A 15,322-nucleotide genomic window follows, 5' to 3' on the forward strand; every position below is an offset into this window, starting at 1 on the left:
GCCCCACCGCCCCTCCACTCCGCCCCACCGCGCTGACCTGGGAAAACGCATCGGAAACACGCGGTGAAGAGGGTTGGAATCAGTTGACGGTGGGGAGAAGTGGAGTATGGTGGTGCGCAGTGGAGAGCAGGGGCTCTAGCGCCTGACGATCCATGTGGCACGGGAGGTGAAGCCGATGTTCCTCGGCACTCATCACCCGCGTCTGGACGACAAGGGACGGCTGTTCCTGCCGGCGAAGTACCGCGAGGAGCTGGCGGAGGGTCTGGTGATCACCAAAGGCCAGGAGCGTTGCCTCTACGTGTTTCCCGTGGAGGAGTTCAAACGCATTACCGAGGCTCTGCGGACAGCGCCGGTGACCGCGAAGGCGGTCCGGGATTACAGCCGCGTCTTCTTCGCCAGTGCATCCGACGAGGTCGCCGACAAGCAGGGTCGCATCACGATTCCTCAAGGCCTGCGCACATATGCCGGCCTGGATCGCGAGTGCGTGGTCATCGGGGCCAACACCCGGCTGGAGATCTGGGACGCCAAGGCCTGGGACAGCTATCTGACCGACCAAGAGCAGGCGTTCGCCGATCTGTCGGAGGAGGTGCTGCCAGGGGTTCTCTAAACGTCAACCACGGTGGACCTGTCGGTGAATATGTCGTTCGGCGAGGTCTCCACCCGCACCCGCTTGTCGGTGAGCTGATGCACCTTCCCCGGTGTCAGGTGACCGGCTACTACGAAGAGGTTGCGGATGGGGACCTGGCCGGGCGGCTTGGGTGGGGTTTGACAGGACACCGATATCCAGTCGAGAGATCGCGGATGCGACCGGTTCAATGGTCGTGTCAACGGTCAACCGCTTGAACGGTCATTCGTTTGAACGGTCGTCGCCCGGCCGGGCCGGGCCCGCTTGAGGGCACCGCCCGGACGGGCACCACGTGGACGGACGCGGCGACACGGGCGCATCGCATTCGGTCGGTTAGAGCGAGATGTGTTCGGCCGGGTCGCCGTGGCCGGCGGGCCACCTGTGACCGGTTCAGGAGTGTGAGCTCCACCACCCGCCGAACGAGTGGGTGGGTGGCTCAGGCAGACGGCTCACTATTCCGCCCGCCGCGTCATCCGCGAGCAAGGCGCGAGAGGGGGGTTTTCGCATGCGTGCGGAAAACAGCGCAGGAAACGGCGTGCAGGACAACGGCGCCGCTGGACACGGTTCTGTGGGATACGGCGCAGCCGGGCAAGGCAGTGCCACCGGGAAAGACAGTGCCACCGGGAAAGACAGTGCCACCGGGCTAGGCGGCGACTCCGGCCAGGGCGCGGCTCCGGGCGGGCATGTGCCCGTGATGGTGGAGCGGGTGCTTGAGCTTCTCGCCCCCGCGCTCGACGCCGAGGGCGCCGTGGTGGTCGACGCCAACCTCGGTCTCGGCGGTCACGCCGAGGCGCTGCTGCGTGCTCATCCGTCGCTGCACCTGATAGGCATCGACCGCGACCCGGCCGCGATCGAGCGGTCGACCGCGAGGCTCATGCCGTACTCCGAGCGTGTGACGCTGGTGCGGGCCGTCTCCGACGAGTTGCCCGAGGTGCTGGATCAGGCGGGTGTGCGCAAGGTGCACGGGGTGCTGTTCGACCTCGGTGTCTCCTCGCCGCAGCTCGACGAGGCTGAGCGCGGATTCGCCTACTCCTATGACGCACCCCTCGACATGCGGATGGACCCGGATCAGGAGGTCACAGCCGAGCATGTGGTCAATACCTACTCGGCTGCGGAGCTAATCCGCATCCTCCGCGATTACGGGGAAGAAGGATCCGCTCCGCGTGTCGCGCGCTTAATCATCAAGGAACGGGCCAAGGAGGCCATAACGTCGACTAAGCGACTTGCTGAGATTGTCCGCGAGGCGATCCCAGCGGCAAAGCGACGGACTGGGGGAAACCCCGCGAAGAGGACTTTTCAGGCATTGCGCATCGAAGTGAACGCGGAGTTGACGGCGCTCGACGTCGCCCTGCCCGCGGCGCTCGACGCGCTGGCGGTGGGCGGACGAGTCGTCGTGCTCTCCTACCACTCCCTTGAGGACCGACTGACCAAGCAGGCCCTCGCGGCGCGCATCAAGGACACCAGCCCGGTAGGGCTGCCGGTCCCGCTTCCAGGTCATGAGCCGACGTTCCGCCTCCTTACCAGGGGAGCTGAGCTACCGAGTGACGCCGAGGTGACCCGCAACCCGCGGGCGGCCTCAGCCAGGTTGCGGGCAGCAGAAAGGATCCGTGAGCCAGTTGACGAAGACTGACCTTGAGATCATCAAGCGGAGCCCCGCTACCCGGGGGCCGAAGCCCGCGCGCACGCCGACGCGCGGTCTTCCCGGACGCGGCGCCAAGGGCACGCCCCGCAGGGTGGAACACGATCTTAGTTCCTCTGACGGGGTGATTAAGCCCACAACCGCCGAGGAGCGCCCGGCGCGAGCCCGGAGCAAGCGTGTCCCGCGTGCTCCGCGTGCGCCGTTCGTGCTGCTCGTGGTGGGTTTGCTCTGTGGTGGTCTGGTCAGCCTGCTGCTGCTCAACATGGTTCTCGCACAGGATTCCATCGCGGCCGACTCGCTGCGCACGCAGACCAACGACATCCTTCGCAAGGCGCAGGAGGTCAAGCAGGACAACATGCGCAGAGAGCAGCCGGCGAACATGGCGGCCGAGGCCGAGCGGCTGGGCGAGCGGACCGCGTGGAAGTCGCCCGACTTCGTGGACCCCGACAGGCCGGACAATTTGACCGGGCGGTCGGTGGACACCCGCGAGCGCTCAAGCGCGGCCTCCGGGACGGAGGGCGGCACACCCGGCGGCACCGGCCCGACCAACGCCATTCCGAACGGCACCACCCCGAACGGCACGGGCCAGTCGACGGGTTCACCGGCGGGCTCGCCTGACACCGGCGAAGCGAACACGGGTGCTCCGGGGGCCGCCGGCGGTCCGCGGACAGTGGACGCGGGCACGGCGGGACGCCCCGCCGAGGGCCCTGCGGCCGAGCGGCAGGCGGATCCGGTCCGGTGAGAGACAACGGTGGCGGCCGGGGCAAAGGCCCCGGCCGCGGCGCTTCCGGCGCCGGACCCTCGGGAGGGCCCGGGTCCTCCCGCCGCGGTCCGGGAAGCCAGGGGGGGCAGGGCCGCGCCGACGGACCCGGCCGCCCCCCGAAGTCCTCCCGCCCCACCGACGGCCGTCAGGGCCGAGGCGGCGAGGACGACTGGATCGACGGCTGGCCGACGGACGACGCCGGCGACCGCCCCCGTGCGAGCGGCGGACCCACCCGGGGCACGGCAGGCGGCCGTCCTGCGGGCCGGGGCGAGGACGAGAGCGGCGGCAGGTCGCCGCGAGGCCGCGGCAAGGGGACTGAGGACGACAGAGGCAATGCCCGGGGCACCCGCCCGCCGGCCCGGGGCACGGATGACGGGCCCTCCGGCGTAAGCGGTGACGGCCGGTCGGGCACCTCGTCCGAGGGACGTCCCGCCGGCCGCGTGAGCGGCCGTGGTGAGGGCAAGGTCGGCGGCGCCCGCGCCGGCCGGCCCGAAGGTCAGGATGAGCGCCGGGGCGGCGGCCGTGCGGGCACGTCCGCCGATGGGCGCGGTGACCGCGCGAACGGTCGCGGCGAGGGCCTGGGCGGCATCCGGCGGGGCGGTTCCGCCGAGGGGCGCTCGACCGGCCGTGTGGCCGGCGGTAAGTCCGGTGGCCGGGACACTGACGATTTCGCCGAGTCGCGGGGCGGGCGCGCGAGCAGCCGTGCCGAGGGTCGCTCGACCGGCCGTGTGGCCGGGGGCAGGTCCGGTGGCCGGGACATCGACGATTTCGCCGAGTCGCGGGGCGGGCGCGCGAGCAGCCGTGCCGGGGGTTCGTCGAGCAGCCGTGCCGAGGGTCGCTCGACCGGCCGTGTGGCCGGGGGCAGGTCCGGTGGCCGGGACACTGACGACTTTGCCGACTCGCGCGGCGGGCGCGCGAGCGGCCGTGGTGAAGGCCGGGCCGCAGGCTCGTCCGGCACCCGTGCCGAAGGACGTGGCGGCGGCCGGTCCGGAGAGAGCCGGGGAGGCTCTGCCGAAGGACGTGGCGGCGGCCGGTCCGGGGAGAGCCGGGGCGGCACTGCCGCGGGGCGCGGTGAAGGCCGGGCCGCGGGGCGTGAGGAGGCCGGGAGGCCGGCGGGCAAGCGTGCGGGGGAGCGTGGCTCCGGGAGAGACGAGCGGGCGCGGCGGTCCCGGGCTCGGGAGGACGAGACGATCGCCGCGCCGGGCGGCAGGGGGCCGCGGCCTCCGATGCGCCCGCCGAACGTGCTCATGCTGGGCAACCCGCGGCGGCGCATCAACATCGGCCTGATCGCCATGACCTTCGTGCTGTCCGTCTTCGCCGGGCGGCTGGTCCAGATGCAGGGCCTCGACTCCAAGATCTACGAGGCCGCCGCGGCGGCGCAGCGGGTGCAGACCGAGGTGCTGCCCGCGCGGCGTGGCTCGATCACCGACGTGAACGGGCACGAGCTGGCCGTCACCGTGGAGGCGCGGGAGATCTCCGCCGACCCCCAGATCGTGCCGGCTGCGGGCCGGGACGAGATCGCCACCGCGCTGGCGACAGACCTCGGCCGGCCCAAGGAGGAGATCGCCGGCAAACTCGCGAAGACCGACAGGCGCTATGTCCGCCTGGCCCGCGGAGTGGACCCCGTGGTGGCCAAGCGGATCATGGCCAGGAAGTTCAAGGGCATCAGTTCCAAGCACGAATACCGTCGCACATATCCGGGTGCAAACCTCGCCGGTAGCCTTGTCGGCTTCGTCGGCGACGAGGACAAGGGCCTGTCGGGTCTGGAGCAGGCGTTCAACGACACGCTGAGCGGGCGCGACGGCAGCCAGACCATCGAGATGGGCCGAGAGGGGCAGCGCATCCCGCTCACGAGCACCAAGCGGCAGCAGCCGGTGCCCGGCCGGGACGTGCGGCTGACGATCGACCGCGACCTCCAGTGGGCCGCGCAGAAGGTCATCGCCGACCAGGTCCGGGCGGTGGGCGCGCGCAGCGGCAGCGTCATCGTGATGGACGTCAAGAGCGGCGACATCCTCGCCATGGCCAACGCCCCCGAACTCGACCTGAACAAGTGGCAGCAGGCCCCGCAGGAGCACTGGGTGAACCGGTCGGTCTCGGAGGTCTTCGAGCCGGGAAGCACCAACAAGGTCATCACGGCGGCGGCCGCCCTGGAGGCGGGAGCCGTACGCCCCGAGACGGAGTTCCTCGTCAGGGACAGCATCCAATGTGCGGACCGTACGCTGAAGGACGCTCATCCGCACCCTCCGGAGCGGCTGACCTTCTCCGGTGTGGTGGCGACCTCCAGCAACGTGGGCACGATCCTCGCCGCCCAGAAGGTCGGCGACAAGGGGCTGCACGACATGCTGAAGGCTTTCGGCTTCGGGGAGCGGCCGGGCGGCGGGTTGCCCGGGGCCGAGGGCGGCGTGCTGCCGAAGCCGGAGACCTGGTCGGGCAGTCAGCGTTGCACGATCGCCTACGGGCAGGGCATCTCGGTCACCGCGCTGCAGACGGCGAGTGTGTATCAGACCATCGCGAACGGCGGCGTGCGTGTTACGCCGCGGATCGTCGCCGGGACCACGGACGCGGAGGGCGAACTCGTGCCCGCGCCGGCCGGTGAGAAGCGGCGGGTCGTGAGCCAGCGCACCGCCAAGGAGATCGGACTCATGCTGGAGGCGGCGGTGAGCGAGGACGGCACGGGCAACCTGGCCGCGATCCCCGGTTATCGCGTGGGGGGCAAGACCGGCACGGCGATGCGCTACGACGCGAGCTGCCAGGGTTACTGCGGCTATACCGCAACTTTCGTCGGCTTCACCCCCGCGGAGGCCCCTGAGCTGGTCGTCTCCGCGGTGATCCAGGATCCCCGCAACGGCCACTTCGGCGGGCAGGTCGCGGCTCCGGTCTTCAAGGACGTCGCCACGTTCGCCCTCAAGAACCGCAAGATCGCTCCGACCGGCGCGACACCGCCGAAGGTGCGGATACGCGCGGGTGAGTGACGAGGGAAGGTACGCTCTCGCCGTGCGTCCCCCGTCGTCGATGCGACCTAAGTCCAGTCCACCCCGGCCGCTGTCCGGGCTTGCAACCCTGCTCGGAGCACCCTCCGGCACCTCCCGGGCGCCCCGCGGCGCGATCACCGGAGTGACCATTGACTCCCGGCAGGTGATGCGCGGCGATCTCTACGTCGCGCTCTCCGGCAACACCACCCACGGCGGCGCGTTCGCGGCCGAGGCGCTCGCCGCCGGCGCCGTGGCCGTGCTCACCGACGCCGCCGGGCAGGAGCAGGCCGCCGCGACCGGCCTGCCCGTGCTCGTCGTGCCCGACCCGCGCGCCGTGCTCGGCGAGGTGGCGGCCTGGGTCTACGGGCGGCCCGCCGAGTCCGTGCTGATGCTCGGGGTCACCGGCACGAGCGGCAAGTCCACGACCACGTTCCTGCTGGAGGCGGGTCTCAAGGCCGCGGGGCACCGCACGGGATTGATCGGCGGGGTCGAGATCCACGTGGGCGACACCCGGTTCGTGCCCAAGCTGACCACGCCGGAGGCCACCGATCTGCACGGGCTGCTCGGCCTCATGCGCGAGGAGGGCGTGACGGCGGCGGCGATGGAGGTCTCCAGCCACGCGCTCGCGCTCGGCCGGGTGGACGGCGCGTTCTACGATGTGGCGCTGTTCACCAACCTGTCGCAGGACCACCTCGACTTCCACCGCGACCTCGACGACTATTTCGCGACGAAGGTGGCGCTGTTCACTCCGGAGCGCAGCCGCTGCGGCGTGGTCAACATAGACGACCCGCACGGGCGCGAGCTGCTGCACCGGGCGAAGGTCCCGATGACGACCTTCTCGGCGGAGGGCCGCGAGGAGGCCGAGTGGCGGGCCGCCGGGGTGCGGCTCGGCGGCGACGGCAGCACGTTCAGGGTCGTCGGGCCAGGGGGCGTCGAGGCCGACGTCTCGGTGGCCCTGCCGGGGCTGTTCAACGTCGCCAACACGCTCGGCGCCGTCGTCACGCTGGTGGAGGCGGGGGTGCCGCTGCCGGCCGCCGTGGCGGGGGTCGGCACGCTCACCGGGGTGCCGGGGCGCATGGAGAGAGTGCCCGGCACCGATGAGTTCCAGGCGATTGTGGACTACTCTCACAAGCCCGGGGCGGTGGAGTCGGTCCTGCGCTCTTTGCGTGAGGTCACCACCGGCCGGTTGACCGTCGTGCTCGGGTGCGGCGGCGACCGTGACCGGGGCAAGCGCCCGCTCATGGGCGAGGCCGCAGCACGCCTGGCCGATGTGGCCATTCTCACCAGCGACAATCCCCGTTCGGAGGACCCCCTGGCGATCCTCGCCGCGATGATGGACGGAGCCCTGCGGGTTCCGCGCGAACGGCGGGCTCATATGATCATGGAGCCCGACCGCGCCGCGGCCATCGCCCTGGCGGTCGACCGGGCGGAGCGCGGCGACGTGGTCGTCGTCGCGGGCAAGGGTCACGAGCAGGGGCAATACGTCGCCGGTGAGGTGATCCCGTTCGACGACCGGCAGGTGGTCGCCGACGCCGTCAGAGCACGTGTGGAGAGTAGGAAAAACACATGATCCCGTTGCCTCTGGCCAGGATCGCCGAGGTCACCTCGGGGGCCCTGGCGGGCATGGCCGACCCCCGCGCCATCGCGGGCGGCCCGGTCGTGATCGACTCGCGGGAAGCCGGGCCCGGATCGCTGTTCGTGGCGATCAAGGGCGAGCGTTCCGACGGGCACGACTTCGCCACCGCGGCGGTGGAGACGGGTGCCGTCGCGGTGCTGGCCTCCCGCCCCGTCGACGCGCCCGCCGTGATCGTGCCGGACACCACGCGTGCCCTGGCCGAACTGGCCGCCGCGGTGCACGCGGAGCTCACCTCGGCCACCACGGTCGGCATCACCGGTTCGGCCGGCAAAACCTCGACCAAAGACCTGCTCGCGGGGCTGACCGCCCGTGTGGGGCCGACGGTCGCGCCCGTCAATTCCTTCAACAACGAGATCGGCCATCCGCTCACGGTGCTCAAGGCCGACGCCTCCACCCGCTTCCTGGTGCTTGAGCTGAGCGCCCGCGACATCGGGCACATCGCCCACCTCGCCCGCGTCGCCCCGCCGCGCATCGGCGTGGTCCTCAACGTCGGCACCGCCCACCTCGGCGTCTTCGGCGGACGCGACGCGATCGCCAAGGCCAAGGGCGAGCTTGTCGAGACGCTCCCCGCGCACGGCATCGCCGTACTCAACGCCGACGACCCGCACGTGCGGGCGATGGCCGGGCGCACCGACGCCCGCGTCACCCTGTTCGGCCGCTCCGCCGACGCCGCGGTGCGCGCCGAGGACGTCACGGTCGAGGACGGCCGCGCCTCCTTCACCCTGCGCACGCCGTCGGGCGCCGCGGAGGTGCGGTTGCGGTTGTACGGCGAGCACGCGGTGGACAACGCCCTCGCCGCCGCGGCGGCGGGCTACGAGCTCGGCATCCCGGTCGCCGTCATCGCCGACGAGTTGTCGCGGGCGGAGCCGCGCAGCCACTGGCGCATGGAGGTCACCGAGCGGGCCGACGGCGTCACCGTCGTCAACGACGCCTACAACGCCAACCCCGACTCGATGCGCGCGGCCTTCCAGGCGCACACCGCGCTCGCCGGGGGCAGACGCCGCCTCGCGGTCGTCGCCGCGCTGCGTGAGCTTGGCGACGAGAGCGACCGGCTCAACGAGGAGCTGGGCCGCCTGGCGGGCGGCGCGGGCCTGTCCGCGCTGGTCGTCGTCGGCCCGGGCGCGGGCCCGGTGCTCGCCGGGGCGCACGCGGCGGGCGGCGCCACCGAGATCGTCCACGTCGACGACGCGGCGGGCGCGATCGCCGAGATCGGCGGCCGGCTGGCGTCCGGCGACGTGCTCTTGATCAAGGGGCCGCGGGCCATGAGACTGGAACGCGTCGCCGCGGGGCTGCTCGGGGGTGCCTCGACGTGACCAACGTACTCATCGCCGCGGCGGTGGCCCTGGTGCTCTCGATGCTGGGCACCCCGCTGGCGATCCGGCTGTTCTCCCGGCGCGGTTACGGCCAGAGCATCCGCGAGGAGGGGCCCGAGGCCCACCAGGGCAAGCGCGGCACCCCGACGATGGGCGGCACCGTCATCGTCATCGCCGCCCTGATCGGCTTCTTCGTCTCCCACCTCGCGACCTTCTCCGAGCCCACGGCCTCGGCGCTGCTGGTGCTGATGCTCATGACCGGGCTCGGCGCGGTCGGCTTCCTCGACGACTTCATCAAGATCTACAAGCGGCGCTCCCTGGGCCTGCGCAGTGGAGCCAAGGCGTTCGGCCAGCTCATCGTGGGCGTGCTCTTCGCCGTGCTTGTGACGAACTTCCCCAACAGCTACCAGATCACCCCGGCGGACGACCGCCTGTCCTTCCTCAGGGACTTCGGGCCGCCCCTCGGCATCGTCGTCTTCACCATCTGGGTGCTGATCTGGATCGTCGGCTTCTCCAACGCGGTCAACCTCACCGACGGCCTCGACGGCCTGGCGAGCGGCGCGACCGGCGTCGTGCTCGCCGCCTACGTGGTGATCGGCAACTGGCAGTTCCGCAACAGCTGCGTGTCGCAACTCGACCCCAACTGCTACTGGGTGCGCGACCCGCTCGACCTCGCGGTGGTGGCGGCGGCGGTGCTGGGCGCGCTGGTCGGCTTCCTGTGGTGGAACGCCCCGCCCGCCAAGATCTTCATGGGTGACACCGGCTCCCTCGCCCTCGGCGGTGTGCTCGCCGGTCTCGCCTTCACCACCAGGACCCAGCTCCTGCTCATCATCCTGGCGGGCCTCTGCGTCATGATCACCCTCTCGGTGATCATCCAGGTGGGCTTCTTCAAGATGACCGGCAAACGGGTGTTCCGCATGGCCCCGCTCCAGCACCACTTCGAACTGAAGGGGTGGGCCGAGACCACCATCGTGGTCCGCTTCTGGCTGATCGCCGGGCTCTTCGCCGCTCTTGGCGTCGCGCTGTTCTACGTCGAGTGGGTGCCGAGCGCGTGAGCGAGCACAAGGTGAAGGGCAGGACCGTCTGTGTGGCCGGCGCCGGGGTGTCCGGCGCGGCGGCGGCGCGGGTTCTCGCCGCGGGCGGGGACCGGGTCGTCGTGCTTGAGGACGCCGACGGCGAGCGGCAGCGCGCCGCGGCGGCCGGGCTGGCGGAGATCGGCGTCGAGGTCAGGCTCGGCGGCGGCGAGTTGCCCGAGGACACCGAGCTCCTCGTCACCTCGCCGGGTCTGCGCCCCACGCACCCGCTGCTCGTGCGGGCGCGCGAGCGCGGCGTCGAGGTCATCGGCGAGGTCGAGCTGGCATGGCGGCTGCGCCCCGCCGAGGCGGCGCCGTGGCTCGTGCTCACCGGCACCAACGGCAAGACCACCACGGTGCGCATGCTGACGTCGATCCTCGCCGCCGCGGGGCGGCGGGCGGTCGCCGTGGGCAACGTCGGCGACCCGGTCGTCGAGGCGGTGCGGGGCGGGGCCGACGTGCTGGCGGTGGAGCTGTCCAGCTTCCAGCTCCACTGGTCGCACCGCCTGGCCCCGCAGGCCGCCGCCGTGCTCAACGTCGCGCCCGACCACATCGACTGGCACGGCTCCCTCGACGAATACGCCAAGGCCAAGGGCCGCGTCTTCGAACGCGCGGGCACCGTGGTCTACAACGCCGACGACGAGCGGGCGGCCCGGCTGGCCGCGCCGTATCCCGGGGCGGTGGGCTTCACGCTCGACGTGCCGCGCCCCGGGCAGGTCGGCGTAGTCGAGGATCTGCTCGTCGACCGGGCCTTCGTCGCCGATCCTGTGACCACGGCCGAGGAGCTCGCCCAGCTGTCGGACGTGCGGCCCTTCGCGCCGCACAACGTCGCCAACGCCCTGGCCGCCGCCGCGCTGGCCCGCGCGCACGGCGTCCCGGCTCATGCCGTACGCCAGGGCCTGCAGGACTTCGTCCCCGACCCGCACCGCATCGCCCACGTGGCGCGGGTCGCGGGGGTCGACTACGTCGACGATTCCAAGGCCACCAACCCCCACGCGGCGGCGGCCTCGCTCATGACCTACGAGTCGATCGTGTGGGTCGCCGGCGGTCAGCTCAAGGGCGCCGACATCGGCGACCTGGTGCGGGCCGCCGCGCCGAGGTTGCGCGGCGCGGTGCTGCTCGGCGCGGATCGTGCGTTGATCCATGAGGCTCTGGCGCGACACGCGCCGAATGTCCCCGTGCTGGAGGTGCCGGGGCAAGACACTGGTGTCATGGACCGTGTCGTCACAGAAGCCGCGAGGCTCGCCTCCCCTGGGGACACCGTGCTGCTCGCCCCGGCGGGAGCGTCCCTCGACATGTTCACGGGCTATGGAGCGAGGGGGGAGGCGTTCGCCCGCGCCGTGCGCCGCTTGGAGGGGGCGTGAGCGAGACCACCACCACGGCCGGCCCGCCGCCCTCGAAGTCCGAGGGATCGGCCAAGGCCGGGGAGCGGCCCTACGAAGGCGGGCTGGGCAATCTGCGAGAGCTGCTCAACAGGCCGCTGACGTCCTACTATCTCGTGCTCGGGTGCACCTCGCTGCTGCTCGTGCTCGGCCTCATGATGGTGCTGTCGGCCTCCAGCATCGAGGCGCTGCAGATAACCGGCACGCCGTTCTACTGGTTCTTCAAGCAGTCCATCTCCGCCTTTCTCGGCGTGAGCCTGATGTGGATCTGTTCGAGGCTGCCGCAGAAGTTCTTCCGGTGGGCCGGTTATCCGCTCATGGTGCTGTCCTTCCTTGGGCTGCTGATGGTCATTTTCATTGGAGAATCGCAGCTCGGCGCCCAGCGCTGGATCGACATCGGGCCGTTCTACCTCCAGCCGTCGGAGCCCGCCAAGCTGGGGCTCGCGCTTTGGGGGGCCGACCTGCTGGCGCGCAAGGCCCGCGCGGGCCGGATCGAGTGGCGCCAGCTGCTGATCCCGCTGATGCCGGGCACGGCGATCATGAGCGTGATGGTGATGCTCGGGCGCGACCTCGGCACGACACTCGTGCTGCTGATCATCTTCCTGTCCCTGCTGTGGGTGGTCGGCGCTCCTGTACGGCTTTTCACCGGGATCATGGGCGTGGTGTTGCTCGCCACGATTATCATGATCTGGGTTGAGCCTTACCGCTTGAGGCGCATCACGGGCTTCCTCGATCCCTGGGCAGATGCCCAGGGCGCCGGCTACCAGATGGTGCAGGGGCAGATCGCGATGGGCTCGGGCGGCTGGTTCGGCCTCGGGCTTGGCAGCAGCAGACAGAAATGGAACTGGATCCCCCACGCGGAGAGCGACTTCATCTTCTCCATTCTTGGCGAGGAACTGGGGCTCTTCGGCACCTTGGCAGTGGTCATGCTCTACGGGCTTCTCGGCTACGCCGGTCTGCGTGTCGCCTCTCGGGCGCAAGATCCGTTCGTGCGGCTCGCGTCCGCGGCGGTGATCGCCTGGATCACCGGGCAGGCGATGGTCAACATGGGCGCGGTCATCGGGGTGGTGCCCGTCACGGGCATTCCGCTTCCGCTGGTGTCTTACGGCGGATCGGCTCTGCTGCCCACCCTGGCCTCACTCGGGATGCTGTTGTCGTTCGCGAAACGGGAGCCCGGTGCGGCCGAGGCGCTCGCGGCGCGTGGCCCCGGACCGGTGGCAAGGGCTCTAAGCTGGCTTGGCCTGGGTGGTGCGGCGGCCCGACTGCGCCGCGTTTTCCACAAGGCGATCAACGACGGCACGGGAAATCGAAAGGACCGACATGAGGGTGGTCCTCGCCGGCGGCGGGACGGCCGGTCACATCGAACCGGCCCTGGCCCTGGCCGACGCTCTGCGTCATCTTGACCCGAACATCGGCATCACCTGTCTTGGCACCGAGCGTGGCCTTGAGACCAGACTGGTGCCCAACCGGGGCTACGAGCTGGAGCTCGTTCCTGCCGTGCCCCTCCCAAGGACGCTCACGCCACAGCTTCTGACGGTGCCCGGCCGGCTCGCCGGGGCCGTCAACACCGCCGCTCAGATCCTCGACCGCGTGAAAGCCGATGTCCTGGTGGGCTTCGGGGGCTATGTCGCGACCCCCGCCTATGTGGCGGCGCGGCGGCGCGGCGTGCCGATCGTGGTCCACGAGGCGAACCCCCGGCCGGGCCTCGCCAACCGCCTGGGCGCGCGGTTGACCGAGCACGTCTTCACCGGGCACCCGGAGACGGTGCTGCCCCACGCCCAGTGCGTCGGCATCCCATTGCGGCGTGACATCGTCGCGCTCGACCGGCTGTCGATGGGCGACAAGGCCCGTTCGTGGTTCGGGCTTGAGGCCGACCTGCCGACGCTGCTGGTCTTCGGCGGCTCGCAGGGCGCCCAGTCGATCAACGAGGCCGCGCTCGACTCGTCCAACGCGCTGCGCTCGTCGGGTGTGCAGGTGCTCCACGTCATCGGCCCGAAGAACCAGCTCGAGGTCGAGCCGCCACCGGGCGACCCCCAATATGTGGTGCTGCCCTATGTCGACCGCATGGACCTCGCCTATGCCGCGGCCGACTTCGCGCTGTGCCGCAGCGGGGCGCTGACGTGCGCGGAGCTGACGGCGGTCGGACTGCCCGCGGCATATGTGCCGCTGCCCCACGGCAACGGCGAGCAGCGGCTCAACGCCGTCCCCGTCGTCGAGGGCGGCGGCGGCCTCATGGTCGAGGACGCCGAGCTGAGCCCGCAGTGGATCGTGCACAACCTCATCCCGATCCTGCGCGACCCCGAGCGGGTCGCCATGATGTCGGAGGCCGCCCTGCGCCTCGGCCGCCGCGACGCGGACGTCGACCTCGCCCATCGCGTGCTGAGCATCGCCCAGGCGGGTGGCCGCCGGTGAACCTCGTCAAACCCGTCGATCCGGTCGACGCCGAGGACCTCGGCCGCGTGCACTTCGTCGGCATCGGCGGCGCAGGCATGTCCGGCATCGCGCGCATCCTTCTCAAGCGCGGCGCACGCGTCTCTGGAAGCGATTCACGCGGATCCGAGCTGCTCACGGAGCTGCGCGGCCTCGGTGCGACGGTGCACATCGGACACGCCGCCTCCCACATCAAGAACATCGACACCGTGGTGGTGTCCACCGCCATCCGCGACTCCAATCCCGAGCTCGGCGAGGCCCTGCGCCAGGGGCTCAGAGTGATCCCCAGAGCCGCGGCCCTGGCCTCGGTGATGGCGGGCCGCGAGGCGGTGGCGATCGCCGGCACCCACGGCAAGACCACCACCACCTCGATGCTCACCGTCGCCCTGCAAAAGTGCGGCGCCGATCCGTCCTACTGCGTGGGAGGCCAGCTCGTCACCACCGGGCTCGGCGCCGACGAGGGGACGGGTGAGGTGTTCGTCGCCGAGGCCGACGAGAGCGACGGCTCGTTCCTCATGCTGGCCCCCCGCATCGCCGTGGTGACCAACGTCGAGGCCGATCATCTCGACAACTACGGCGAGCCTGAGGCGGTGCACGCGTCCTTCGCGCGGTTCGTCGAGCGAATCGGGTCCACGCTGATCGTGTGCGCCGACGACCCGGGGGCCGCCGAGCTCGTGCCCATCGCGCGGGCCCGGGGCCTCGTGGTGCGCACCTACGGCGAGTCCGAGGGCGCCGACTTCCGCGTCTCGCAGATCACGCCGGACGGCATGGGCGTCGCCTTCACCGTGTCGTTCTCCGAGTCGATCTCCGTCGGCGGCGCCGAGACGGGCGGCCGGGTGCGGCTCGCGGTGCCGGGCGCCCACAACGCGCTCAACGCCACCGCCGTCATCGCGGTGGCCACGGTGCTCAACCTGGGGTTCGACGAGGTGTCCGGCGGACTCGCGGCCTTCACGGGGGCCAAGCGCCGCTTCGAGCCCAAGGGGGAGGCGGGGGGTGTCGCGGTCTTCGACAGCTACGCCCACCATCCGACCGAGCTCGCGGCCGACCTCAAGGCGGCGCGCGACGTCGTGGCCTCCTTCTCCGGCTCGGGCCGGGTGATCGCCGTCTTCCAGCCGCATCTCTACTCGCGCACGAGGTTCTTCGCCGATGAGCTCGGCGCCGCCCTCGGCCTGGCCGACGAGGCCATCGTCTTGGACGTCTACGGCGCGCGTGAGGACCCCGAGCCGGGAGTCTCGGGGGCGATGGTCGCAGGGAGGGTGCCGCTCCCACCGGAGAGCATCGCCTATGCGCCCGACCGCGCCGCGGTGCCGGCCCTTGTGGCCGAGCGGGCGCGGCCCGGTGACATCGTGCTCACGATGGGGGCGGGCGACGTCACCGAGCTCGGCCCGCACATCGTGGCGGAGCTGTCCGGCCGCTGAGACCTTGGGAGTTCTTCATCGATCGGGCGAGTCCGAGCGCGCTTGTGCGGCATGCCGGGTGAGACGCTGTC

At 71.3% G+C, this 15,322-nt stretch carries 11 protein-coding genes; all 11 read left to right on the plus strand.

Features of this window, described 5'->3' with window-relative positions; genetic code table 11:
• The first annotated feature begins 175 nt into the window (after nucleotides 1-175).
• The 11 genes from mraZ to murC all read left to right on the plus strand — a co-directional run bounded on the left by mraZ (nucleotide 176) and on the right by murC (nucleotide 15,251).
• Entirely contained in the window at nucleotides 176-607 is a 432-nt protein-coding gene (gene mraZ, locus Ssi02_RS02620; protein WP_204020661.1) for a division/cell wall cluster transcriptional repressor MraZ, read from the plus strand.
• A gap of 712 nt (nucleotides 608-1,319) precedes the next feature.
• Nucleotides 1,320-2,255, plus strand: coding sequence for a 16S rRNA (cytosine(1402)-N(4))-methyltransferase RsmH (gene rsmH / locus Ssi02_RS02625; RefSeq protein WP_204021392.1), 936 nt, complete (start codon nucleotides 1,320-1,322; stop codon nucleotides 2,253-2,255).
• Complete coding sequence (gene ftsL / locus Ssi02_RS02630; RefSeq protein ID WP_204020663.1) at nucleotides 2,242-3,006, plus strand: cell division protein FtsL; 765 nt, start codon at nucleotides 2,242-2,244, stop codon at nucleotides 3,004-3,006. Before rsmH ends, ftsL begins: the two co-directional genes overlap by 14 nt.
• A 1,262-nt stretch (nucleotides 3,007-4,268) precedes the next feature.
• Complete coding sequence (locus Ssi02_RS40140) at nucleotides 4,269-5,999, plus strand: peptidoglycan D,D-transpeptidase FtsI family protein (protein WP_446692631.1); 1,731 nt, start codon at nucleotides 4,269-4,271, stop codon at nucleotides 5,997-5,999.
• Between the two features lie 40 nt (nucleotides 6,000-6,039).
• Complete coding sequence (locus Ssi02_RS02640; RefSeq protein ID WP_204021394.1) at nucleotides 6,040-7,569, plus strand: UDP-N-acetylmuramoyl-L-alanyl-D-glutamate--2,6-diaminopimelate ligase; 1,530 nt, start codon at nucleotides 6,040-6,042, stop codon at nucleotides 7,567-7,569.
• Entirely contained in the window at nucleotides 7,566-8,948 is a 1,383-nt protein-coding gene (locus Ssi02_RS02645) for a UDP-N-acetylmuramoyl-tripeptide--D-alanyl-D-alanine ligase (RefSeq protein WP_204020665.1), read from the plus strand. Before Ssi02_RS02640 ends, Ssi02_RS02645 begins: the two co-directional genes overlap by 4 nt.
• Complete coding sequence (gene mraY, locus Ssi02_RS02650; RefSeq protein ID WP_204020667.1) at nucleotides 8,945-10,003, plus strand: phospho-N-acetylmuramoyl-pentapeptide-transferase; 1,059 nt, start codon at nucleotides 8,945-8,947, stop codon at nucleotides 10,001-10,003. Before Ssi02_RS02645 ends, mraY begins: the two co-directional genes overlap by 4 nt.
• Nucleotides 10,000-11,385 carry a UDP-N-acetylmuramoyl-L-alanine--D-glutamate ligase gene (gene murD / locus Ssi02_RS02655; RefSeq protein ID WP_204020669.1) on the plus strand — a complete coding sequence of 462 codons (1,386 nt, stop codon included), beginning with the start codon at nucleotides 10,000-10,002 and terminating at the stop codon, nucleotides 11,383-11,385. The genes mraY and murD overlap by 4 nt, the downstream gene beginning before the upstream one ends.
• Nucleotides 11,382-12,806 carry a putative lipid II flippase FtsW gene (gene ftsW / locus Ssi02_RS02660; RefSeq protein WP_307825575.1) on the plus strand — a complete coding sequence of 475 codons (1,425 nt, stop codon included), beginning with the start codon at nucleotides 11,382-11,384 and terminating at the stop codon, nucleotides 12,804-12,806. Before murD ends, ftsW begins: the two co-directional genes overlap by 4 nt.
• Nucleotides 12,724-13,815, plus strand: coding sequence for an undecaprenyldiphospho-muramoylpentapeptide beta-N-acetylglucosaminyltransferase (gene murG / locus Ssi02_RS02665; RefSeq protein ID WP_204020671.1), 1,092 nt, complete (start codon nucleotides 12,724-12,726; stop codon nucleotides 13,813-13,815). The genes ftsW and murG overlap by 83 nt, the downstream gene beginning before the upstream one ends.
• Complete coding sequence (murC, locus tag Ssi02_RS02670) at nucleotides 13,812-15,251, plus strand: UDP-N-acetylmuramate--L-alanine ligase (RefSeq protein ID WP_204020673.1); 1,440 nt, start codon at nucleotides 13,812-13,814, stop codon at nucleotides 15,249-15,251. The genes murG and murC overlap by 4 nt, the downstream gene beginning before the upstream one ends.
• Nucleotides 15,252-15,322 lie beyond the last annotated feature (71 nt).

This window comes from Sinosporangium siamense, from assembly GCF_016863435.1.
In the GTDB taxonomy this organism is placed as follows: Bacteria; Actinomycetota; Actinomycetes; order Streptosporangiales; family Streptosporangiaceae; genus Sinosporangium; species Sinosporangium siamense.

What these genes read in the sequence shown, in the direction of transcription:
- murG (WP_204020671.1), top strand. Translation starts at nt 12,724, where the DNA reads ATGAGGGTGGTCCTCGCCGGCGGCGGGACGGCCGGTCACATCGAACCG.
- Ssi02_RS02640 (WP_204021394.1), top strand. Translation starts at nt 6,040, where the DNA reads ATGCGACCTAAGTCCAGTCCACCCCGGCCGCTGTCCGGGCTTGCAACC.
- Ssi02_RS02645 (WP_204020665.1), top strand. Translation starts at nt 7,566, where the DNA reads ATGATCCCGTTGCCTCTGGCCAGGATCGCCGAGGTCACCTCGGGGGCC.
- mraZ (WP_204020661.1), top strand. Translation starts at nt 176, where the DNA reads ATGTTCCTCGGCACTCATCACCCGCGTCTGGACGACAAGGGACGGCTG.
- rsmH (WP_204021392.1), top strand. Translation starts at nt 1,320, where the DNA reads ATGGTGGAGCGGGTGCTTGAGCTTCTCGCCCCCGCGCTCGACGCCGAG.